This window comes from Pseudarthrobacter sp. SL88 (genome assembly GCF_026672455.1).
In the GTDB taxonomy this organism is placed as follows: domain Bacteria; phylum Actinomycetota; class Actinomycetes; order Actinomycetales; family Micrococcaceae; genus Arthrobacter.
The window spans coordinates 4,008,824-4,032,219 of record NZ_JAPPRD010000001.1 but is presented as its reverse complement, the minus strand read 5'-3'; the positions used below and the strand labels follow the sequence as shown (position 1 = coordinate 4,032,219).

Below are 23,396 nucleotides of genomic sequence, written 5' to 3'. Positions count from 1 at the left end.
CCGCCATCCTGCCGTCCGCGGACGGCTGGGTCATCCATGCCGGAAATCCCGGAAAATCTAGGAGGAACACGTGTCCAACCCGATCGATGTCGGATCAGTACTGGGCGGCCGCTACAAGGTCACAGCCACGGTATTGACCTCGCATGACCACGATCTGGTGCTGGATGGTGTGGACCAGGTCCTAAACCGCCCGGTTAGCATCCTGGTTGCCGGCCCCCAGAACACCGAACAGGTGGCCCAGAGCGCACGCGAAGTAGCCACGGGCGAACGTCCCGGCACTGTGCAGGTGCTGGATCTTGGCGTCACCGAGGCCGCGACGTACCTCATCACCAACCACACGTCCGCAGCAGACCTGCTGGACCTCGTGGTGGCTTCCAACCCGCCCTACGTGGAGCCGTTCTTCACCGACACGCTGGGCAGCGAGATCTTCGGCCAGGCCCGCTCGTACGAGCCGGAACCGTATGACGACGAAGAAAACGTCGAAGCCGGCTACATCAATTACTCCGACACACACCCCAGCCAGGTGGATCCCTACCGCGATGCTCCTGCTGTGCCGCCCAAGCCTCCGGTGCGCCCCGCGGCACCGGGTGCTGCACCTGCCGCCGCCCGCAACAGCGGTTCCGGTGCTGCCGGTGCTGCCGCTGCCGCCGGTGCTGGCATTGCTGCGGGTGGGGCTGGCGCCGCCGTGGGTGCGGGCGCTGCTGGCCGTGCTCCGGCTTCCGCGCCGGCCGACCCCGAAGCCACTGCCGCTCATCCCGTTCAGCCCTCTGCAGGCCGATCCGCCCCCGAAACCACTGATAGCGGGCATGCCGGGGCCTCCGACTCCGGGCGCCCGAAGGTTTCCCTGTGGTCCGACGACGACTACGCCCAGGCGGACACCCAGGACGACTACGACTACCAGTACGAAGAAGAGCCGGTTGAGGAACGCGCACCGGCCAACAAGAAGGGCGCACTCTTCGCCAGGGCAGCAGCACCTGCCGCCGCTGGCGCGACCTTCGCCGGTCGCGGCGACGATGACGATAACCGCGATGACTACGACGACGATCAGGACGACGCAGGGCGTGAGCCGCGGTCCATGCGGTGGCTTGTTGGGGGACTCTTGGCAGTTGTCCTCATCGCCGGACTGATTTTTGCAGTGACAAACCTGGGCAGCCTCTTCACGCAGCCGCAGGCCGGAAGCCCCGCGCCCGCGGCTACGACTGGAGCTCCCGAGGCTTCGGCAGCTCCCACGCAGGCGCCCACGTCCGCCCCACCGGCAGTTCCGCCGGCGATTGAAAGCGTGACCCGCCAGGGTAACTTCGACTTTGCTGCCACTTTCGACGGTGACCTGGTCAAGGCCTATGACGGCAACGCCGCCAGCTACTGGTCGGATATGGAATTCGCCACCGAGAACTGGGGCGGACTCGCTCCCGATGGCGTGACCCTTGCCGTCAAACTGAAGAGTGCGGCCACCGTTTCCTCCATCACGCTCTCGCAGCTTGGGGGATCGGGCGGAAGCATGACTGTCTACACCAACGACCGGCCATCCCTTGACGGTGCAAAGTCAGTGGGAACCAACAGCTTCACCTCCGGTGACCTGAACATGCCGCTTGCTGAACCTGTCAAGGCCCAGTACGTCATCGTTGCAATCAATGCGCTTCCCAAGCTCGCAGCACCGAAGACCAGGTACGGCTACGGTCTCCGACTCGCCGAAATCAAGGTTCAGTAGGAGATCTCGGTAACCTCTGCGTGCCAGCCCGCGCACGCCCTGTAATCTGGAAAGAGCGTCCTGCCGAGATAGCTCCATTCCTTCTGTCTGCGATCTTCTCTGCCCGGACGCCGGAATATTCAGCATCCAGTAGCAGTTGTGCCATGTGGCCGGCCTCCACACGGAGGCGCGTCGAACAAGGAAGAGGTTCACCGTTCAGTGACCATCGCAGAAACCACCGCGTCCGAAGTACGTGATGTCATCATTGTCGGCTCGGGCCCGGCGGGGTACACGGCAGCCGTCTACACTGCCCGAGCCAACCTCAAACCCTTGCTGTTCGCAGGCTCAGTAACCGCCGGCGGCGAGCTCATGAACACCACAGACGTGGAAAATTACCCGGGGTTCCCCGAGGGCATCATGGGCCCTGACCTGATGGAAAACTTCGAGAAGCAGGCCACCCGCTTCGGAACCGAGATCCAGTTTGAGGACGTCACCGCCCTCGATCTCGAGAGTGCCGTCAAGACCGTCACCATCGCAACGGGAGAGACGTTCAAGGCACGGTCCATCATTCTGTCCACTGGTTCCGCCTACAGGGAACTCGGCCTGCCCAATGAGAAGCGGCTGTCAGGCCACGGTGTTAGCTGGTGTGCAACCTGTGACGGTTTCTTTTTCAAGGATCAGGACATTGCCGTCATCGGCGGTGGTGATTCTGCCATGGAAGAAGCTCTCTTCCTCACCAAATTCGCCAAGTCCGTAACCGTGGTGCACCGCCGCAATTCTCTGAAGGCATCGAAGATCATGGCGGACCGCGCCCTGGCCCACGACAAGATCAATTTCATCTGGAACAGCACTGTTGAAGACGTCATCGGCGAATCGAAAGTCACTTCCCTGAAGTTGAAGAACCTCGTGGACGGCAGCGTCACCGACCTCGCTGTCACGGGTGTCTTCGTTGCCATTGGCAATGACCCCCGCACCGACCTGGTGAAGGACGTCCTGGACCTCACCCCGGAAGGCACCATCGCCGTCCAGGGGAGGAGCTCCAAGACCAGCATCCCTGGCGTCTTCGCAGCCGGAGATGTCGTGGACCCCACCTACCGGCAGGCGATCACCGCTTCAGGTTCGGGCTGTGTGGCCGCGATTGACGTTGAACACTACCTGGCGGAACTTCCCGCCTAATCACCGACGAAATACATACCGAGAAGAAAGAGTGGCCATGAGCAACGCTAAAGACGTAACTGACGCAAGTTTCGGCACCGACGTACTGTCTTCGGAGAAGCCGGTTATCGTGGACTTCTGGGCAGAGTGGTGCGGTCCCTGCCGCAAGCTGGGTCCCATCCTCGATGAGATCTCCGTGGAGTACGGCGAGAAGGTTGACGTCGTCAAGGTGAACGTGGATGACAACCCCGCCATCGCTGCCGAGTACGGCATCACCTCCATCCCCGCCGTCTACCTGTTCCAGGGCGGTGAAGTCAAGAACACGGTCATCGGCGCAAAGCCGAAGCAGTTCTTCGAGAAAGAATTTGCTGACGTTCTTTCCTAGGCCGTTTCCTCCCTGCTAATGGGAGTTGATATCTGTTTGAGTGGCCATCGCCTTTTGGCGGTGGCCACTCTCTTTTGGCGAATCATCCCATTTCGGCTTCAACGTAAGCGGAAATAGCGCTTCGCTACATCACGCAGTAGTCTTCATGGGTAGAGCGCTACCGGCAACCTAGAGAAGCCGCGTCCGATGGATGGCGTTTCACGTGAAACATCGCCGTGACTGATTCAGGTTCGACAGTGCGGCTCCCCGGTTCACGAGGTGGTGCACGAATACCAAACGGGGAAATTCTCGACCTCTAGAGCGACGGCCTTGCTGGAGCAGCAAAGTAGGCTCGATAATAACCCCAGAATAGTTGGCTGTTGCTTCCAATCCGACTGTCGGCGTATTTGGTTCATCATCGCGACCGGGGATACCTCAAATTGCAGCGGACATATGCGTCAGGAGTCTGCCTAAACTCCGAACAGCCGCACGATTTGCCTCTGCAGGTCCTCGGCAAGTGGCGGTGTCAAGTTTCACGTGAAACATCTGCACAACCCCTGGATAGTTTGGACCATAATCTTCCCCGCACCCGGAAATTGGAGCGGATTTCCCCTCTGGGTTCTTGGCAATGGCACACCTATCAGCTCACCAGCCGTACTCTGCCCATCGAAGACAATCTTCGCAGGAACCACTCGGATCGTCCTTTCCCAGCCAGCTGTCCAGATCCCATGCAATGGGATCCCGCAACGAACACCAATGACAACGACACTTGCGGTTCGCCGTCTCATGCCAGTGAATAGGCCCGGTCCCGAGCTGAGGCTCAAAACGAAAATCCTTTGCGTGCACACGAGATCTGTCCACTTCCGGAGGGGTATGGCCTCTGCATGAGCTGACGCGAAGAGGCGCCGCTTGCCAGATAAGTCGCCGCCTGGCAGTCGCTGTGCTGGCAGAACAAGCGGAGCTGGCTACTGCGCAGTCGTCAGATGGTGTACGTCTAGAGGCACCCGCTCATGTGACAGCTGGCATCAAAGCCGATCAATGGTCACTTCCAGGGTCGGCCATTTATCCGATTACAGTTGGCACTAATGCGGAGACAACTATTTCGCCACCATCCGTGAGGCAGGAGTGGGCGGCACCCGTCGATGCCTGCTATCGCAAGACCGTTGACACTCAGCCCACATTCTCAGTGTTGAAGCGTACCCGCGGTTGAAGACAACCAGAGCTAGCACCAGTCACGGTGCTGCCGTCAGTCGTTGTCATAGTTCCCAGAGTTGGTCTCTCCCACCTACGTTAGCCGTACCATCGAGTGCGTTTCGCATGGGACATGAAGCTCGCTACATCAGCACAAGGATCGCGGTACGGGGTTCCTGAGACGCGACCGTTTCACGTGAAACGCCGGCACGAATGTTGTGGCCGTACCTTCCACCCACTGCGACCTTTTACTGCGCATGGATGTGATGAGTCAGTACACCCCGGTAATGGGATTCCTGGTAGTTGCTCAGAATACTAGCTTCGCAAGTGCAAAAGAGGTGAAGCTGTTCGAGCCACAAGGTCGTCAGCAACTGCGACAGTCGTGTGGGGCACGTGGATAGGTCGTCGGATGTTTCACGTGAAACGGAAGCACCATCCACATCGCCCCTACGATCCCAGTTCCATATTCCTGCGACCCGCTCGTTTCACGTGAAACATGGCTCCGCCGCCGGCAAAGCCCGGACAGGACGAACGCTAACAGACGAGAGCATTCACACTTGGCACCAGAATCGTCTCAAGCCCACCCGACAAAAACATGCTGAGCCTTCTTGCTTGGGGGCAAAAGAAGCGATCAACGGCGCCGTGGGCGAATCGCTCACAGAGTTCACAGAGAACCGCAACGCAAGGCGATGAGGCAGGTTAGGACGGCCGATCTTCTAGTTCTTCGAATAGGGGCTCCAACAGACTGCCTACCAGCTGAAAGACGCCAGTAGCGGTGGTACAGGGCTTTACCTCCATGCGGGAGGGAGCAAACCGACAGCACTTAGGCGATGCACTTTACAGCCACTCTGCCGCACTACAGTCGGAAACCCGGCGATCCCTGCTTCCCAGCATCCCGCCATATAGCAATCACCGGAACAGGGGTACGGGAGTGCAATCGCCGTACTGTGCAAGCTCGCGAACTCAAAGAACGCTCCTGTGTACCGCCTCAGCAGACTTCCCGCACCCGCCAGCCGACACACTGCCGCATGAGGAATGCCACCGAGGAAAGACCCAATAGGGGGTGATGCAGTCCAGGGAAACAGGCCATGCTGCGACTCCGTTGACATCATTAGCCTGATCCAGGGCGGCTCTCCAGGTGCCGGCTGGGACTCCATGCCATGCGGCTGTTCGCCGCGGCTCCGCAGGTTCACGTTTCCTCGTGAATAGCAGTTCACCAAATCAGACCTCGCCACTTCTACCCGGAGGGGCGGCCCGCGGGAGACAGGCGCAAATGCCGTAGGCCATCGCGCACGCAGGTCCTCGACACATCTCATTGAGCAGGGGGAAGCGCGCACAGCGCCCACCGGGCGAACCATAGAAGACCCGAACGACTGGTAGAAGACTGATACTTGGTCAGCCGACGAGGACCCCCGCCAGGGACTGTAGCCGGCACCAGGACGCGTGGGCGTAACCCGCCACCTCGACTCCAGTGAGCGGACGCCAGTGCAGCAAGGCGGGAAAGCGTGGCCGGGTGTGTGTTCTTTCCCACAACTTTATCCACAGCCACCGCCTTCACTATCCACAGAGTTATCCACAGGCAGGTCTGGGCCAAACAGGGCATTTCTGGTGTCCGAAATACCGACCGCCGTGTCAGCGGGAACGGCGCAGTTCAGCGGAGATTCTGACTGCGCCCGAGCCGCCGCTCTACGAAGGCCAATCCAGCCCTAGAGTCCGGTGAATCAGCCAGATTCACGCTATTTCCCAGCGCAGCCGTGGTCTCATGCCGCACTTCGGAGGCTGCCTGAAGTCCGTACTCAGTTTCACGTGAAACAGTCTGCTAGTGGGCGCCGGATACCCGTGAGAAGCGTTCCGGTCCTTCGCGACATGTGCGCGTACGAGACGCCGGAGGCTGGTCTTGCCCACAGAACTATCCACATTGTTATCCACAGGTTTATCCACTCCTGCCTACCTCGCGATAGGGAGTTAGTAGATTTGCACTGCTGCAGCATTCAGCCACAGCAGACCCCTGGCATCCGACGAATCACTGCCGGAGGACGAGGCACGACGTGCCCAATCGCCGGACGTGTGACGGTTCCACCAAGATCCGGCGCCTGCTGCCAGGTTGCCTGAATGGAATGCCCACGGTCCCGGCATTGATCGCGAACATGCCCTAGTTCTTCAATGAAGCCCTAGGACCCTGGGACGCCCATTTGGAAGGTCCACGCACTCGTGAGATGCGCGGCCAGGAGCGTAGCGTCAACATCCCGGAGCCAGCGGCTCGTGGAACGCGCTGGGCTGCAGGGGGAGTGGAAGGCCCAACACAGCCGTGGTGAAAGTGACAATGGGCCGACCACCAGGAGAGCACCTCGGCTTAGACTTCGATGCATTCTTAGGCGGCACCTTATCCATCTCTACTGGGCTGTCCAACATGGGCATCCTGTCCCTCTATTGCTGGCAGTGCCTGTACAACCGGAGCACCGCAAAGCATCGGATTCGCTCATCAACCAGCGAGTGACAGACGGGGAACCCCTCGAGGCTCACTGCATGGCGCCGTGCACGGCAGGCCATACTGCCAGAAGGGCTAGGAGGGCCTGTGGAGCTCGCTGAGGCCAGCTTGAGGGCAAAGCTTCCCAGGAGGGGAAAGCGTAGGGTAGGGGCCGTCACGGTGCTGCCCTGGACTTGGTGCCGCGTTGCTGCCATCTGCTGGTCAGCGCCCGCTGCCGCCGGCGTCGACGCACCATAGGAGCTTTATGACCCACTGATTGGCGGATTCGCTGAGGCAAGACTGCGATGGGCATGACGGTCCGCTACTTTCGTAGACGTATCAGTGCATCGACAGAGAGGCCACGCCCGGCTACCGGACATGAGACAGCCTTGCGTCTTCGGTTAGCGTTTCACGTGAAACATGGCACCGCATTGGGCACCTCGGCTGCGCCATGAAAGGACAGCCCCGCCGACAAGACTTGCCGCGCTACCGGCACTCACGATGGCTGGAACCCAACTCACTAGGCTCAGCGTTTCACGTGAAACATGGTCATGAAAGTCAGGCACACTGCCGGTTCCATGGTGGGAGGGGTGTGGCCGAGGAGTCTTACGCGCCTCGTCAGTGATGATGCTCGAAAATTGTTCTGAGACTATGCGTTTCACGTGAAACATTGTCGCCGCAGCAGTGCCCCCAACTCATGCTTAATGGGGGTCCCGGCACGGAGCCAGGCCTGACCTGTTACCTTAGCGCACTCCTATACATTGCATGTCTAGGTAGGGATGTTCCACGTGAAACACTTTGGGGTGCTCCATACGACTTCTGTATCGACTATCCCCGCGTACACATTATTAGCAAGCGTGGATGTGGCTGGGATCGCCGCCAGAGGATGGGTGCAGGTGTTGATCGGACACCTGAAACTACCAGGTCTGGATGCGGAAAGCTCTCCCCGTTGACGTAGTCCGCTCCTAGCGGCATACGCACCCGCACGTTGCCTCAACGGGAACTTGAGTCAGAAGTAAGACTACGAACCTGATCAACCTGGCGACCGCCAACACATTCACAAGTAGGCTGGCTCAGCCAGGTCTACGGAATCGAATCTTCAGCTCATCACCGACTGTGGGGAGCCCCTGAAACAATCGGATACCCATCAGAACGTTATCGCCGCTTCCAGACTCGGGGCGGCATCAGGATCTATGCATAATGACTCGCAACGCAACTCTGTACTGAGCGGATGACTTTGGGGGCTGACGCGCCTTTGGCGGACTGGATCTGTACTGGGATTCGAAGAAGATGGCGCCTACAGAACCTATATGGAGTCTTGTTACGAAACCGGCAGCTCATCATCCGATGAACCGGGTGGTGATGCAGCGGAGGGAGGAGCTGGAGTATTCGCCTGTCCATCAAGGGATTCTTGAAGATTGTTCGCAGCCCTCCTGGGCGAACAGATGCATGTGCGGATGGATCCCTATGCTTGTTCGCCGCCAGACGACACCCTGCATCTTTTTGGCCGCGAGCACACCAGGCCTATCGACAACGCAGGATTATGGTCCAAAGACCCCGGCGGTCAGGTTGCCCGTTTCCCCGAATGCATGGCGGATTCCCGACCGGCACCTGCCATAGGTCGCAGCACTCACTTAGCAGTCGATGGGAGGCCGCCAGCTGCGCATCGAGTGACCGCACAGCGTTTAGGGACAAGTGGGAAGTTTCACGTGAAACACTCGCGTTCCAAGAGGTCCAGCACACACCGGCGCCAAGTTCGTGGAACTGACGATGGACGCTAAGGACACCCCGTCTGTCCATGTTTAGGCTGTGCCACGGCTTCCACCCGCAGGGTGACAGTCCTATTGTCAGCGCAAACACACGGCCCGTGCGTTAGAGCAATTCGCGCTCGGTAAGTACAGCCCGGGCGTATCCTTCTCCCGGTACTCAAGATTGGACAAAACAAGAGGCCCGGTTCAAAAGAACCGAGCCTCCTGTTTATCGTCAACAGCTAGTTGGCCGAATCCGGAGCTAAGACGTCCATGATGCGGTTCAAGTCCTCAACACTGGCAAATTCGATGCTGACTTTACCTTTACGGACGCCCAATGAGATCTTGACGTTGGTGTCCAGTCGGTCGGAAAGAGACGACGCAAGATAATCCAAGCGTTCATGCCGCGCACCCGGGCGGGGGACATTGTTCTTGGTCGGCGTGGCCGGGTCTTGGTACAGGGTTACAGCCTCTTCCGTGGCCCGCACGGACATTCCCTCAGCAACGATCTTCTGGGCCAGGCGCTCCATCGCAGCGGCGTCTGGCAGGGCCAACAGTGCCCGCGCGTGGCCAGCTGAGAGGACACCTGCCGCCACTCGGCGCTGTACAAGCGGGGGAAGCTTCAGAAGGCGGAGAGTGTTGGATACCTGCGGTCGCGAACGGCCAATCCTATCGGCCAGCTGCTCATGCGTCGTACCGAAGTCCTCCAGCAGCTGCTGGTAGGCCGCTGCCTCTTCAAGCGGGTTCAGCTGGCTGCGATGCAGGTTCTCCAGCAGGGCATCGCGCAGGAGGTCATCGTCAGTCGTCTCACGGACAATTGCCGGGATAGTATCCAGGCCGGCGGCCTGGACTGCCCGCCACCTGCGCTCGCCCATGACGAGCTCATATGGCTCGATACCGTCTTCAGTTGATTTACGGACAACAATTGGCTGGAGGACGCCTATTTCGCGAACAGAGTGAACCAGCTCCGCCATGTCGTCTTCATCGAAGACCGAACGCGGCTGTTTCCGGTTGGGATGAATGTCCGCGACGGAAATCTCGGCGAAGTGGGCACCCGGGACCTCCACCAAGTCCACACCGTTATCAGAGGCTCGGACATCGGCCACCTCAACGGACGAAGCACCGTCCGTTGAGAGAGAGGAGGGGGTTTCTCCGGAACCGGCAGCATCGGCCGGAAGGGCCGGCGTCGGCGTGGCCTGAACTTCACCCCCAGCAGGTGTTGCGTTACCGGTGCCTGCAGGAACATCAGCAGCTACTGTGGACTTCTTCGTGGTACTGCCTGTGGTCCGTGCAGCACCGGAGGACTTTTTCGGCACTGGAGCCTTCGCGGCGGCTACCTTCTTCGTGGCCGGTGTGGATTCACGTGGAACAGCAGCTGCCGGAGCGTCCGGCTTGGCCGTGGTTTCTGCGGCGGCGGGCTCTGCCTTCTTACGGCCTTCGGGAAAGAAGAGATCCACCGGACGCGATGCAGCGGCACCGTTGCCCTGACCGTTGGACGCGCCCGAACTAGGAATCAGCGCGCCAAGACCGCGGCCAAGGCCCCGTCGCTTCTCGCTCATGGGTAAATCCCTCCAGTGGTAGAACCGGGCGTAGTCCCGGCTCCGGTCGATGCAGTATTGAAGATTTTAGCGTTCTGCTATTTCAGCAGCGGCTTCCAGGTAGGACAGGGCACCGCTGGAGGAAGGGTCGTAGGTCATGACGGTCTGCTGGTAGCTTGGCGCTTCGGAGATGCGTACGGAGCGGGGGACGACTGCGGAGAGCACCTGATCAGGGAAATGCGTCCGCACCTCGGCCGCAACCTGGGCAGCCAGGTTGGTACGGCCGTCATACATGGTGAGCAGGATTGTGGAAACAACCAGGTCGGCGTTCAGGTGCTTCTGGATCATCTCAATGTTCTTGAGCAGCTGGCTCAGTCCTTCCAGTGCGTAGTATTCGCACTGGATGGGGATGAGGACCTCATTGGCCGCGCAGAAGGCGTTGACCGTCAGGAGGCCCAGGCTGGGCGGGCAGTCGATGAAGATGTAGTCGAGGCGTTCCTCACCGTTCTTTTCCCGGGTCTTGGCATAGACATCGATGGCCCGGCGCAGCCGCTGTTCGCGTGCCACGAGGGACACGAGTTCGATTTCGGCCCCGGCGAGGTGGATGGTGGCAGGAGCGCAGATGAGCTTCTCCATGTCGGGGCACTGCGCCACTACGTCTGCCAGCGCCACGTCATTGATGAGAACGTCGTAGATGCTGTCCACGTCGGCATGGTGCTCGATGCCAAGGGCTGTGGAAGCGTTGCCCTGCGGGTCGATGTCGATGACCAGCACGTTTAGCCCGGCCGCTGCCAACGCGGCAGCGATATTCACCGTGGTGGTGGTCTTGCCGACACCGCCCTTTTGGTTCGACACAGTGAAGATCCGGGTCTTTTCGGGACGTGGAAGGCGGCGGCCCAACAGCTTTTCGCGGCGCTTGGTCTCGTGTGCGAGCTCGCGGGCAATGGGGCTGGAATCGTCGATAGCGTCGATAACGTTCGATCGACCCGTAGCGGTTGTTTCACGTGAAACAAGGACCGAAGAGGAGTTTTTCGCAACCGGTTTCGGATGGTTTCCGCCTCGTCCGGGAATACTGACCGGGCCAGAGACAGAACGTGCGGACCCCAGCGTCACAAACGGTGGTATCCGTTGTGTGGAGGCTTCACTACTTGTCACTGGGGCACACTCACTCTCGTTCAGCCAATTTTGCTGCCGTTGTCTAGCCTAACCGCTGCACCCGGCAGACCGAGGTCGCCGGGCCCTTACTAGGACTTCTTTTGGGGCTTGCTTACAACGATGCGTACTACCGTGGTGGGCTCCTCCAGGAGGTTGTCACCCACGGTAAGGACTGATGTCTCAACGCCACCCAGTTTCCGGATGGCTTTGGCGGCTTTCTCGATCTCTTCACCGGCACTGCGGCCTTTGATGGCGATCACTTCGCCCTTGCCGGCAAGCAGGGGAATGGTCAGCCCGGCAAGGTTCGTCAGGGCAGATACGGCCCGGGCCGTTACGACGTCGGCTTCGACATGGCCCACGGCAAGCTCGGCCCGGCTGCGCATGATCGTGACGTTGTCCAGGCCGAGGTCATCAACCACTTCCTGCAGCCAAATTACCCGGCGTTCCAGGGGTTCAATGAGCGTCAGTTCAAGATCCGGCCGGGCTATCGCCAGGCACAGCCCCGGAAGCCCGGCACCGCTTCCAACGTCCGCCACGTGGCTTCCCAGCGGAATCTCACTTTCGATGACGGCACAGTTGAGGACGTGACGGCTCCAGAGGCGTGGGATTTCCCGAGGGCCGATAAGGCCCCGTTCAGTTCCGGAGGTGGCCAAGTGCTCAACGTAGCGCTTCGCCAGGTCCAGCCGATCGCCGAAAATCTTCTCAGCAGCCCGAAGTTCGGCAGCCGTGATGTCAACCATGGTTAGCGGCAGCAATTCTCTAGTCAGTGGATACAACGATATGGCGGCCGTTACCTTCGCCTTCGGACTCGCTCACGAGTCCCAGGTCGGCAACGGCGTCGTGGACAATCTTGCGTTCGTAGGCGCTCATGGGCTCGAGGGCGACGGGCTTGCCGGTCTCCTTGACCAATGCAGCAGCGTCTTCGGCAATCTTCTGCAGGTGGCCGGTACGTTCCTGCCGGTAACCGTTGATGTCCAGCACCAGGCGCGAGCGGCTTTCAGTGGCAGACAGGACTGCAAGACGCGTCAGTTCCTGCAGGGCCTCGAGGACTTCACCGTCATCACCCACCAGGCTCTCCAGTCCTTCGGTCTCCTCTTCGGCGACGATGGAGATGTACGTGCGGCCGTTGCGGACCTCGATGTCGATATCGCCATCAATATCAGCGATGTCCAGAAGTTCCTCGAGGTAGTCGGCCGCGATGTCGCCCTCTTCTTCAAGCCTACTGGCAGCAGAAGGTTTCACAGACGAAATGTCCGCGGTGCCGGACTCGTCGCGGTCCTCGACCACGTCTTCGGAAAGGGCGTGTTCGGTGCTCTCGGCTGACATCTACTTCTTCTTCCTGTTCTTGCGTTGTGGCTGTACGCGCTGTCCCTTGGCTTCGGCGATCGCAGCCTCGGCTTCGGCCTCGGCGCTGTCGTCCTTCTTTCCGGTCAGGATAGACAGCGCGGGCAGGCCTTTGGCGGCCCGACGTTCAGCAAGGGCCTTGGCAGCGGGGGAACCCGGCGTGGGCATGCGGCGGATGACGAAGAACTGCTGGCCCATGGTCCAAAGGTTGGTGGTGGTCCAGTAGATGAGGACACCAATGGGGAAGTTGATGCCACCCACACCGAACACGATGGGGAGGATGTAGAGCATCATCTTCTGCTGGCGCATGAAGGGGCTGGCCATGGCTTCTTCGGACATGTTCTTCGCCATGATCTGCTTCTGCGTGATGAACTGCGAGGCGGTCATTGCCAGGATCATCACAATGGAGAGAACAACAACTGCTACGTTGGTGGCGCCTCCGTGGAGAAGCGCAGCCGACAGCGGAGCTCCAAAAATGCTGGACGCATCGAACTCGACAACCTGCTCGTGGCTCATGGCCCCAATGCCTTCGCCCTGTTCCTTCGCTCCCGAAATACCCGACAGCACCTGGAAGAGTGCAAAGAAGAAGGGCATCTGGATCAGCATGGGAAGGCAGGCCGAGAACGGGTTGGTCCCGTGCTTCTTGTACATGGCCATCTGCTCCTGCGCCATGGCCTGGCGGGAGAGCTGATCGGTCTTGCCCTTGTACTTGTCCTGCAGCTTCTTCAGGTCAGGCTGCAGCAGCTGCATACCGCGCTGGGCCTTGATCTGCTTGACGAACACAGGGATCAGGGCGGCACGGATCACCAGCACCAGCCCAATGATGGACAGCGTCCAGGTCCAGCCGTTCGCCGCGGGCATCCCGATGGTGCTCAGCCCATCGTGGAATCCAATCATGATGATGGAAACCAGCCACTTGAACGGGGCCATGATTGTTCCGAAAAAGTCCATACTTATCCCTATTCGTCAGGCCGCACTGCGGCCTTCTTCATCAGTCCGAGCAACCAGGTACCTGTCCGGGTTGTTCAGCACAACAATTGTGGGGGTCTGGTTTTCAGGCCATTCCCGCTTGCCGGCGGGGACGTGGTCCACTCCGCCGGCGTTCCATGGGTGGCAGCGGCCCAGGCGGCGGACGGCCAGCCAGGTTCCTTTAACAGCGCCATGGACGGTGACAGCTTCAAGGGCGTAAGCCGAGCATGAAGGAAAAAACCGGCAGACCTGGCCGTACAAGGGTGAAACCACCTTGCGGTAGGCCTTCAGCAGGAGAATGAGGATGTTCCGGGGCACGTTCCAGAGAAACAGCACGACGGCGGCGGGAAGAGGATGAAGATGGGCGACGACGGCGGTGGCGTTAGGCACGCGGTGTCCCCTTCTGTGTTGTACCAGCCGAACCCTTGGCGGCAGCCCTTTGGGGGCGGCCGGCCAACCGGTTCAGCGTCGACTCAAGTGCAGCGTTATAGTCATCCAGCAGCTGGTCCCAGCTGGCGGAAGCGGACGCAGGCAGCGCCCTGACCACTATGGCGAGACCGGTGCCGTGTTCGCGCAGCGAGGCAGCACCTGCTTCCCGTAGTCTCCTCTTAACGAGGTTCCTGACCACAGCGTTCCCGACACTCTTGGAAACGATGAACCCGATCCGGCTGGGTTCGTCGGCAGCAATGGCTGCCGCATATAACACTACGTTCCGGCGTCCATTGCGGACACCGGAACGTACGGTTGTTGAAAAGTCGGTGGAAGTCCTCAGGCGGTTGCGGGTGGCCAGCACCTTAAACTCGCAAGGAAGGTATCTACCGACAAGTCAGTTATTTAAGCCGACAGCTCGGTGCGGCCCTTGCCACGGCGGGCTGCCAGGATGGCGCGGCCGGCACGGGTACGCATACGAAGGCGGAAGCCGTGCTTCTTGGCTCGACGGCGGTTATTCGGCTGAAAAGTCCGCTTGCTCACGTTAGTTACTCCAGTGGATCAAAGGTGCGTCCACCCGATCAATATGGGGAAGAACTGGCCGACGCTAAGTTTTGTATATGTACGCTTCCCCCTGCTGCCCAGGCGCAGTGCACTTGGGAGAATCAGTCGGGGCCAAAAAGCGGACACAAAGGACTTCACAACGTTAGGGCAATTTGGACCCTCCAGTCAAACCGGGTGGGGTCCGCACCACTATCCCCAGCTGTGTCTAACTACCCGTCCCCGCCTGTGGATGAAGTGGCTCACAACCGCCAAAAGGGAACCACAACGGTGTAATTATCCACAAGCAGTTTCCCAGCTATCTTCTAGGCTTTTCATCCCCTAGAGTGGCTCAGTAGCCGATTATCCACGGACTGTGCATAACCCTGTGGATGAAGCTGGGCCAGCATCTTGGTTCCGGGTCCGGGGCTGCAGGTAATGCAGGGCAAAGCAAGTTTTGAGGGAACCGATTGATGACAGTAGACGAAGCCAACCACGCCAATACTGTCGGAAGTTCCTGGCGGCGAGTTATCAGCCTGCTGGAGAAGGACCACCGGGTAACACCCCGCCAGCGTGGCTTTGTCATCCTCGCCCAGGCCCAAGGCCTGATCGGATCCACCCTCCTGGTGGCCGTTCCCAACGAACTCACCCGCGAAGTGCTGCAGACGCAGGTCAAGGACGCCCTGGACGACGCCCTGCACAACGTCTTTTCTGAGGACATCAGGTGCGCCATCGACGTCGACACCGATCTGGTCCCCATCCACAAAGAGCCTGAACCCGTGGTTGAACCTGCCTACGCGCAGGACCAGCTGATCGAGCAGAAGCCGCAGCCCATGCTGCCGAGCACCTCCCACGAATTTGGCCGGCTCAACCCCAAATATGTCTTCGACACGTTCGTGATCGGTTCGTCGAACCGTTTCGCCCACGCTGCCGCGGTCGCCGTCGCCGAAGCCCCTGCCAAGGCTTACAACCCGCTGTTCATCTACGGCGACTCCGGCCTGGGCAAGACGCACCTGCTGCACGCGATCGGGCACTATGCCCGCCGGCTCTACAGCGGCATCCGGGTGCGGTATGTGAATTCTGAGGAGTTCACCAACGACTTCATCAACTCGATCCGCGATGACGAGGGCGCCAGCTTCAAGACCACCTACCGGAACGTGGACGTCCTGCTCATTGACGACATCCAGTTCCTTGCCGGCAAGGACCGGACGCTGGAGGAGTTCTTCCACACCTTCAACTCGCTGCACAACAACAACAAGCAAGTGGTGATCACTTCGGATCAGCCGCCCAAACTGCTTGCCGGGTTCGAGGACCGGATGAAGTCGCGCTTCGAGTGGGGCCTGCTGACGGACATCCAGCCCCCCGAGCTTGAAACCCGCATCGCCATCCTCCGCAAGAAGGCCCTCAGCGAGGGACTGTCCGCACCGGACGACGCGCTGGAATACATCGCATCCAAGATCTCCAGCAACATCCGCGAACTTGAGGGCGCGCTCATCCGCGTCACCGCATTCGCCAGCCTGAACCGGCAGCCCGTGGATGTTGCCCTCGCCGAAATGGTCCTGAAAGACCTCATCACCGACGACGGCGCCCAGGAAATCACATCCGGCCAGATCCTGCAGCAGACCGCTGACTACTTCAAGCTCAGCATGGAAGAGCTCTGCAGCAAGTCCCGGACCCGGACACTGGTCACCGCCCGGCAGATCGCCATGTACCTCTGCCGCGAACTGACGGACATGTCCCTCCCCAAGATCGGCCAGGAGCTCGGCGGCCGCGATCACACCACGGTGATCCATGCAGACCGGAAAATCCGTGAGCTGATGGCCGAGCGGCGTGTGATCTACAACCAGGTCACGGAGCTGACCAACCGCATCAAGCAGCAGCAGCGCGACTCCTGATCCCCGCATCTATACCTTATTAACAGGTGCATGTGGATAAGCCTGTGGATAGTTAAGGGGACAAGCGCGCTTAATGGGCTTAAAACCCTTAAGGCGTCTGTGGATCGTTAAAAACCGGCTTCTGGGTTGTCCCCATCCACACCCTGTTTAAAACCCAGTTAACTCACAGTCCGTGAACAGGGCTTAACCGCGGATCTCCGCCGCCAGACAGGGTTATCCACAGTTTCCACAGCAGTTATTAACACTACGAATCCCAAAAAATTGAAAATCCCTCAAACAACAAGATCCTTCCCCCGTACCGTGCAGGGACCATCGGGCCCCTGGAGGGGCCGGGGAGGTTTTGGGGGATGGGTTAATCCCGGATCTTCCGGCTAAGCTGTCAGCAGCGCTCCCATCCCCGGGTTTTGTGTGGTTTCCGTTCAGCGCGGACCATGCACCTGCCGGAATCGGGTGCATCACTTTCCGGAACCACCCCTGCGGAGGTTTCGGCCTACTTGGCAGCAGCAATGAAAGGCGGCATCCCTCCGTGAAGTTCAGAGTCGATCGGGACGTCCTGGCAGAAGCCGTCACCTGGACAGCCCGCTCGTTGTCTCCGCGGCCGCCAGTGCCAGTTCTTTCCGGCCTGCTCCTCAAGGCAGAAGCCGGCACAGTCAGCCTTTCGAGCTTCGATTACGAAACGTCTGCGCGCCTTGAGATCGCTGCCGACATCCGTGACGAAGGCACCATCCTGGTATCGGGCCGCCTCCTTGCGGATATTTGCCGAAGCCTGCCCTCAGCGCCCGTCGACGTCGAAACCGACGGCAACAAGGTCACCCTCACCTGCCGCCGAAGCAGCTTCCACCTGGCCACCATGCCGGAGGCCGAATACCCACCGCTTCCCGCGCTTCCCGCGATCAGCGGCACTGTTCCGGGTGATGCGTTTGCACAGGCTGTTTCCCAGGTGATCATTGCCGCCAGCAAGGACGACACCCTGCCCATCCTCACCGGCGTGCGCATGGAAATTGAAGACGACCTCATCACCCTGCTGGCTACGGACCGCTACCGCCTGGCCATGCGCGAGGTACCGTGGAAGCCCGTCACTCCCGGTATTTCCACCAGTGCGCTGGTCAAGGCAAAAACCCTCAATGAAGTGGCCAAAACACTGGGCAACAGCGGCGACATCAGCCTCGCCCTGTCCGATGACGACACGCGCCTCATTGGCTTCGAAAGCGGTGGACGCACCACCACATCCCTGCTGGTGGACGGCGATTACCCCAAGATCCGGTCGCTTTTCCCGGAGTCCACGCCCATCCACGCCACGGTTCAGACCCAGGAACTGGTGGAAGCCGTCCGCCGTGTGTCACTGGTGGCTGAACGCAACACCCCGGTTCGCCTGGCGTTCACTGCCGGGCTGCTGAACCTGGATGCCGGCACCGGCGAAGACGCCCAGGCATCCGAGGAACTCGAAGCGCAGCTCTCCGGAGACGACATCACCGTGGCGTTCAACCCCCACTACCTGGTGGAAGGCCTCAGCGTGATTGAAACCAAGTTCGTGCGGTTCTCATTCACGTCCGCCCCCAAGCCGGCCATGATCACCGCCCAGGCTGACGCCGACGGCGAGGACCAGGACGATTACCGGTACCTGGTGATGCCGGTCCGACTCCCTAACTAAGCCTCACTACCGCCCTGGCCGTGCGCCCAGACACTTGGTGCCAAACGACAACCCATTCCTAGCTCAGAAAAGAGTTCCACCATGCACATTGGACTGATCGGCCTTGGCAAAATGGGATTCAACATGCGTGAGCGGCTGCGCAGTGGCGGCATCGAGGTCACGGGTTACGACCGGAACCCCGATGTGACCGACGTGCCTACTGTCGATGAGCTCCTGGCCGCTGTTCCCGCACCGCGACTGATCTGGGTGATGGTTCCCGCCGGCGCAGTCACGGATGCAGTGATCACCGAACTCGCGGACAAACTGGACCAGGGGGATCTGGTGATTGACGGTGGAAACTCCCGTTTCACCGAGGACCAGAAACATGGTGAACTCCTCGCCGGAAAAGGCATCCGGTTCGTGGATTGCGGTGTTTCCGGCGGCGTCTGGGGCCTGCAGAACGGCTATGGCCTGATGGCCGGCGGCGATGCTGCGGATGTGGAACTGGCCCTGCCGGTCTTCGATGCGCTGCGTCCGGAAGGTGACCGTGCGGACAGCTTCGTCCATGTGGGCGGCGTCGGCGCGGGCCATTACGCCAAGATGGTCCACAACGGCATCGAATACGGCCTGATGCAGGCATACGCAGAGGGATACCAGCTGCTCGCTTCGAAAGACATCATCAGCGACCTCCCCGGCACTTTCCGCGCCTGGCAAAAAGGTACTGTGGTCCGGTCGTGGCTGCTCGACCTCCTGGTCAAGGCCTTGGAAGAGGACCCCGGCCTGCAGAACATCGATGACTACGTGGAGGACTCCGGCGAAGGCCGCTGGACCGTTGAGGAAGCCATCGCCAACGCCATCCCGGCTCCCGCGATCACGGCAGCGCTCTTCGCCCGTTTTGAGTCCCGCGAGGACAGCTCACCTGCCATGAAGATGGTGTCCGCACTCCGGCACCAGTTTGGCGGGCACGCCACCCGTCCCGCCAAGTAGCACTCACCGGGGACCCCGCTGTCCCCAGAATTGTCGAAACCCGCGTGTATCTGGAACACCTCTCCCTGACCGATTTCCGCAGCTACGCCCAGGTGGACCTTGCCCTCAGCCCCGGCGTCACGGTGCTGGTGGGCTACAACGGTATCGGCAAAACCAACCTGATGGAGGCTATCGGCTATCTGGCCACCCTCAGCTCCCACCGCGTCAGTTCGGACGGCCCGCTCCTGCGGTTCGGCACCGAACGCGCACTGGTCCGGGCCAGGCTGGTGCGCAACGGCCAGACCACCGTACTGGAGCTGGAGATCAATGCCGGCAGGGCCAACCGCGGCCGCATCAACCGCAGCAATCCGGTCCGGGCGCGGGACCTGCTGGGCATCTGCCAGACGGTGCTCTTTGCGCCGGAAGACCTGGCCTTGGTCAAGGGTGATCCGTCCAACCGCCGCAGGTTCCTGGACGAACTGCTGGCCAGCCTGGTCCCGCACCATGCCGCAACCCGCAGCGACTACGACCGCGTGCTGAAACAGCGCAACGCCCTGCTGAAATCGGCCCGTGCCGGGCGGGTGACCGCCGCCCACCAAGCCACCCTCGATGTGTGGGACCAGCACATGGCGAAGGCCGGGGCCGAGCTTCTGCGCGCACGGCTCGAACTGGTGGAACTTCTCCGGCCCCACCTTTCCCGCGCCTATTCAGAGCTGACCGACGCGTCCAAGCCGGCTGATGCGATCTACCGGTCCACGCTGCAGAACCAGATGGACGACGACGGCGCATCGTTGGGTGCCACAGGCCGGCCGGGGCCGGGGGACACGGCCGCTGCCGAAGACCTGCGCGGCCTCAGCATCGAGGAGCTGACCCAGCGCTATATCCGCGCGTTCGGCGAATCACGGAAGAAGGAGCTTGAGCGAGGCATCTCGCTGGTGGGTCCGCACCGGGACGATCTTGAACTGGTACTGGGGCAGGCACCCGCCAAGGGCTATGCATCCCATGGTGAAACCTGGTCCATGTGCCTCTCCCTGCGGCTGGCGTCCTACTACGTGATGCTTGACGATGCGCGTACCGGCGGCTCCGCTCCCATCCTGATCCTTGACGACGTTTTTGCCGAGCTTGACGTCCAGCGGCGGCGTAAACTGGCCGCTATAGTTTCCGGCGCGGAACAGGTCCTGGTGACCGCCGCCGTCGACGCCGATATCCCGGAGGAACTGTCCGGACGGCGGGTGAAAGTGGTCCCGGGAGGCATTGATGAGCAGGGAGAGTGACGCCGGCGGGCTGCAGCCTGGACGGGATCCTGACCAGATCGATGCTCCGCAGGCCGCGCTCAACCGGATGCGCGAAGCCGCCGCAGCCCGCGGCGAGATCCGCCGCAAGGCGCAACGGCCCGGACAACAAAAGACCAGGGGCAGCATCCGGGACACCCGCGGGTTCAGCCAGTTCCATGCCACAGGCCGCGATCCGTTGGGGCTCGGCAAGGTGGTGGGGCGGCTGGTGGCCGAGCGGGGCTGGACGTCGCCCGTGGCTGTCGGTTCCGTCATGGCGGAATGGGCCACCCTGGTGGGTCCGGAAATTTCAGCGCATTGCACCCCGGAAAGTTTTACCGATACCACCCTGCACGTGCGGTGCGATTCGACCGCCTGGGCCACCCAGCTGCGGCTCCTCAGCGCCAGCCTGCTGGAAAAATTCAGGGTGGAACTGGGAGACGGCGTGGTCACCAGCATCCAGGTTCTGGGCCCTTCGGCGCCCAGTTGGCGCAAGGGCGGCAGGAGTGTCAACGGACGCGGACCGCGGGATACCTACGGATAGTCCGTCGCCAATCTCTTGATAATCGGCCTGCGGCCGTGTAGGCGCCTGCGAGGGCCGCGGCCTGTATAGGCACCAAGAGGCGGTTCCGTTAGGGCGCCCTAGGCGGGGCCAGCGGCCTGCCACGGCCACACGGCACCGCGTCCACGCCCCTGGAATGCGGGGATATGGGGCGCTTCGCGGTAGAATTGTTGCAGATAACTGGGCGCGGGTGAGACGTTGACTGAGTCCGTTTTCCGCGCACTCCGGTCCGCGGTCTGCGGCTCCCCACAACGTCAACAAGTCACCGGCGCCATAAGTTTGTGCCTGTTGGCAGGTGACTTCCTGTATTTACCCAGGGAGGAACCGGCCGGCCATCATCGAGAACGAGGAGTCGACAGCGCCTGTGGCTAACGACAATACAGATATTCTGGCAGTTGACCCCGCAGCCGGTGACGCCGGCGGTCCTGACGCAACGGCGGAAGCGGCCACCCCACGGGAGTACGGCGCCAGTGACATCACTGTCCTCGAAGGCCTCGAAGCGGTGCGAAAACGCCCCGGCATGTACATCGGTTCCACCGGTCCGCGCGGCCTCCACCACCTAGTGTACGAAGTGGTGGACAACTCGGTCGATGAAGCGCTGGCCGGCTACTGCACCCACATCGAGATAGTCCTGCAGGCCCGACGGCGGCGTCAAGGTAGTGGATGACGGCCGCGGCATTCCCGTGGACATGCACCCCACTGAGCACAAACCCACGGTTGAAGTGGTCATGACCATCCTGCACGCCGGCGGCAAGTTCGGCGGCGGCGGTTATGCAGTGTCCGGCGGCCTCCACGGCGTTGGCATCTCTGTGGTGAACGCCCTGTCCAGCCGGGTAAATACGGAAGTCCGGCGCCAGGGGCATGTTTGGCGAATGTCCTTTGCCAACGGCGGCAAGCCTCAGGGCAGCCTGGTCCAGGGCGAGGAAACGGAACAGACCGGCACCACGCAGACCTTCTACCCCGACGCAGAGATCTTCGAGTCCACCGAGTTCGACTTCGAAACGCTCCGCGCACGCTTCCAGCAGATGGCCTTCCTCAACAAGGGCCTGCGCATCACCCTTACCGATGAGCGCGCGGCCACCGAAGACGAGGCCGACGCCGATCCGGACCTGGACGGCATGGTCACCGAAGGCGAGATCAGCGCCGAGCACCGCACGGTGGTGTACCAGTACGACGAAGGCCTGCTGGACTACGTCAAGCACCTGAACTCCGGCAAGAAGGTTGATGTGGTCCACGAGGACGTCATCGCCTTCGAAACCGAGGACAAGGACCGCAAAATCGCGCTGGAAATGGCGATGCAGTGGACGAATGCCTACTCCGAGAGTGTCCACACCTACGCGAATACCATCAACACCCACGAAGGCGGCACCCACGAAGAGGGCTTCCGCGCGGCCATGACCTCCTTGGTCAACCGCTACGCCCGGGAAAAGGGCATCATCAAGGAAAAGGACGACAACCTCACCGGAGACGACATCCGTGAGGGACTTACCGCCGTCATTTCCGTGAAGCTCTCCGAGCCCCAGTTCGAAGGCCAGACCAAGACCAAGCTCGGCAACTCCGAGGTCAAGGGCTTCGTCCAGCGCGTAGTCACGGACGGCCTGGGTGACTGGCTGGAACGCAACCCGGGCCCGGCCCGCGATGTCATCCGGAAGGCCATTTCGGCCGCCCAGGCACGCATGGCAGCACGGAAGGCCCGCGACAACGCCCGCCGGAAGAGCCCGCTGGAATCCTTCGGCATGCCCGGAAAGCTCTCCGACTGCTCGTCCAAGGACCCGGCAAAGTGCGAGGTCTACATCGTGGAGGGTGACTCCGCAGGCGGTTCCGCCAAGCGCGGCCGCAACCCCGAAACCCAGGCCATCCTTCCGTTGCGCGGAAAAATCCTCAACGTTGAACGCGCGCGCCTGGACAAGGCCCTTGGCAACGCCGAAGTGCAGTCCATGATCACAGCCTTCGGCACGGGCATTGGCGAAGACTTCGACCTCGCCAAGCTGCGGTACCACAAGATCGTGCTGATGGCCGATGCCGATGTTGACGGCCAGCACATCACCACGCTGCTGATGACGCTGCTGTTCCGTTACATGAGGCCGTTGATCGAGAACGGCTACGTCTACCTCGCGCAGCCCCCGCTGTACCGCATCAAGTGGTCCAATGCTCCGCACGACTACGTCTACAGTGACCGCGAACGCGACGCCAAACTGGTGTCCGGCCAGGCAGCAGGCCGCCGCATTCCCAAGGACAACGGCATCCAGCGCTACAAGGGCCTTGGTGAAATGGACTACACGGAGCTGTGGGACACCACCATGGACCCGGACAACCGCACCCTGCTCCAGGTCACCATGGACGACGCCCTCGCAGCCGACCAGATCTTCTCGGTCCTGATGGGCGAAGACGTGGAATCACGGCGCAACTTCATTCAGCAGAACGCCAAGGACGTCAGGTTCCTCGATATCTAGGACATAGTTCCTACATTCGACAACCGACATAT

The 23,396-nt window shown here is 61.0% G+C and carries 16 protein-coding genes and 1 pseudogene; 9 read left to right on the top strand and 8 right to left on the bottom strand.

Annotation, left to right across the window (positions count from 1 at the left end; translation table 11 throughout):
* The first annotated feature begins 70 nt into the window (after window positions 1–70).
* From OVA06_RS18345 to trxA, 3 genes are all read left to right on the top strand, one after another.
* Window positions 71–1,708, top strand: a complete 1,638-nt coding sequence (locus OVA06_RS18345; RefSeq protein WP_268160295.1) for an ABC transporter substrate-binding protein — start codon at window positions 71–73, stop codon at window positions 1,706–1,708.
* Window positions 1,709–1,906: 198 nt separating this feature from the next.
* Window positions 1,907–2,863 (top strand): thioredoxin-disulfide reductase, encoded by a 957-nt coding sequence (trxB, locus tag OVA06_RS18340; protein ID WP_268160293.1) that lies wholly within the window; start codon window positions 1,907–1,909, stop codon window positions 2,861–2,863.
* A gap of 37 nt (window positions 2,864–2,900) precedes the next feature.
* Complete coding sequence (gene trxA, locus OVA06_RS18335; protein ID WP_015939073.1) at window positions 2,901–3,227, top strand: thioredoxin; 327 nt, start codon at window positions 2,901–2,903, stop codon at window positions 3,225–3,227.
* 5,627 nt (window positions 3,228–8,854) lie between these two features.
* Here trxA and OVA06_RS18330 read toward each other — a convergent pair.
* From OVA06_RS18330 to rpmH, 8 genes are all read right to left on the bottom strand, one after another.
* On the bottom strand, window positions 8,855–10,171 hold the full coding sequence (locus OVA06_RS18330) for a ParB/RepB/Spo0J family partition protein (protein ID WP_268160289.1): 1,317 nt from the start codon (window positions 10,169–10,171) through the stop codon (window positions 8,855–8,857).
* 66 nt (window positions 10,172–10,237) lie between these two features.
* Window positions 10,238–11,305, bottom strand: coding sequence for a ParA family protein (locus tag OVA06_RS18325; RefSeq protein ID WP_326493589.1), 1,068 nt, complete (start codon window positions 11,303–11,305; stop codon window positions 10,238–10,240).
* A gap of 89 nt (window positions 11,306–11,394) precedes the next feature.
* Window positions 11,395–12,045 carry a 16S rRNA (guanine(527)-N(7))-methyltransferase RsmG gene (gene rsmG / locus OVA06_RS18320; RefSeq protein ID WP_268160285.1) on the bottom strand — a complete coding sequence of 217 codons (651 nt, stop codon included), beginning with the start codon at window positions 12,043–12,045 and terminating at the stop codon, window positions 11,395–11,397.
* Window positions 12,046–12,064: 19 nt separating this feature from the next.
* Window positions 12,065–12,631 (bottom strand): Jag family protein, encoded by a 567-nt coding sequence (locus OVA06_RS18315; protein WP_056080271.1) that lies wholly within the window; start codon window positions 12,629–12,631, stop codon window positions 12,065–12,067.
* Window positions 12,632–13,600 (bottom strand): membrane protein insertase YidC, encoded by a 969-nt coding sequence (gene yidC / locus OVA06_RS18310; protein ID WP_056080267.1) that lies wholly within the window; start codon window positions 13,598–13,600, stop codon window positions 12,632–12,634.
* Between the two features lie 15 nt (window positions 13,601–13,615).
* Entirely contained in the window at window positions 13,616–14,008 is a 393-nt protein-coding gene (gene yidD / locus OVA06_RS18305; protein WP_268160282.1) for a membrane protein insertion efficiency factor YidD, read from the bottom strand.
* Entirely contained in the window at window positions 14,001–14,411 is a 411-nt protein-coding gene (gene rnpA, locus OVA06_RS18300; protein ID WP_056080261.1) for a ribonuclease P protein component, read from the bottom strand. The genes yidD and rnpA overlap by 8 nt, the downstream gene beginning before the upstream one ends.
* A 41-nt stretch (window positions 14,412–14,452) precedes the next feature.
* Complete coding sequence (gene rpmH / locus OVA06_RS18295) at window positions 14,453–14,590, bottom strand: 50S ribosomal protein L34 (RefSeq protein WP_003800212.1); 138 nt, start codon at window positions 14,588–14,590, stop codon at window positions 14,453–14,455.
* Between the two features lie 470 nt (window positions 14,591–15,060).
* Between rpmH and dnaA the strand changes: the two genes are divergently transcribed.
* The 6 genes and pseudogenes from dnaA (at window position 15,061) to gyrB (ending at window position 23,364) form a co-directional block, all read left to right on the top strand.
* Window positions 15,061–16,482: a chromosomal replication initiator protein DnaA gene (gene dnaA / locus OVA06_RS18290; protein WP_056080258.1), complete on the top strand. Its 1,422-nt coding sequence runs from the start codon at window positions 15,061–15,063 to the stop codon at window positions 16,480–16,482.
* 526 nt (window positions 16,483–17,008) lie between these two features.
* Window positions 17,009–18,133, top strand: a complete 1,125-nt coding sequence (gene dnaN / locus OVA06_RS18285) for a DNA polymerase III subunit beta (RefSeq protein WP_056080255.1) — start codon at window positions 17,009–17,011, stop codon at window positions 18,131–18,133.
* A gap of 81 nt (window positions 18,134–18,214) precedes the next feature.
* Entirely contained in the window at window positions 18,215–19,099 is an 885-nt protein-coding gene (gnd, locus tag OVA06_RS18280) for a phosphogluconate dehydrogenase (NAD(+)-dependent, decarboxylating) (protein ID WP_268160278.1), read from the top strand.
* A 44-nt stretch (window positions 19,100–19,143) separates the two neighbouring features.
* Window positions 19,144–20,352 (top strand): DNA replication/repair protein RecF, encoded by a 1,209-nt coding sequence (gene recF, locus OVA06_RS18275; protein WP_268160276.1) that lies wholly within the window; start codon window positions 19,144–19,146, stop codon window positions 20,350–20,352.
* Window positions 20,336–20,893 (top strand): DUF721 domain-containing protein, encoded by a 558-nt coding sequence (locus tag OVA06_RS18270; RefSeq protein WP_056080245.1) that lies wholly within the window; start codon window positions 20,336–20,338, stop codon window positions 20,891–20,893. The genes recF and OVA06_RS18270 overlap by 17 nt, the downstream gene beginning before the upstream one ends.
* A gap of 382 nt (window positions 20,894–21,275) precedes the next feature.
* Window positions 21,276–23,364: pseudogene (gene gyrB, locus OVA06_RS18265) on the top strand (DNA topoisomerase (ATP-hydrolyzing) subunit B).
* The last annotated feature ends 32 nt before the right edge of the window (window positions 23,365–23,396 follow it).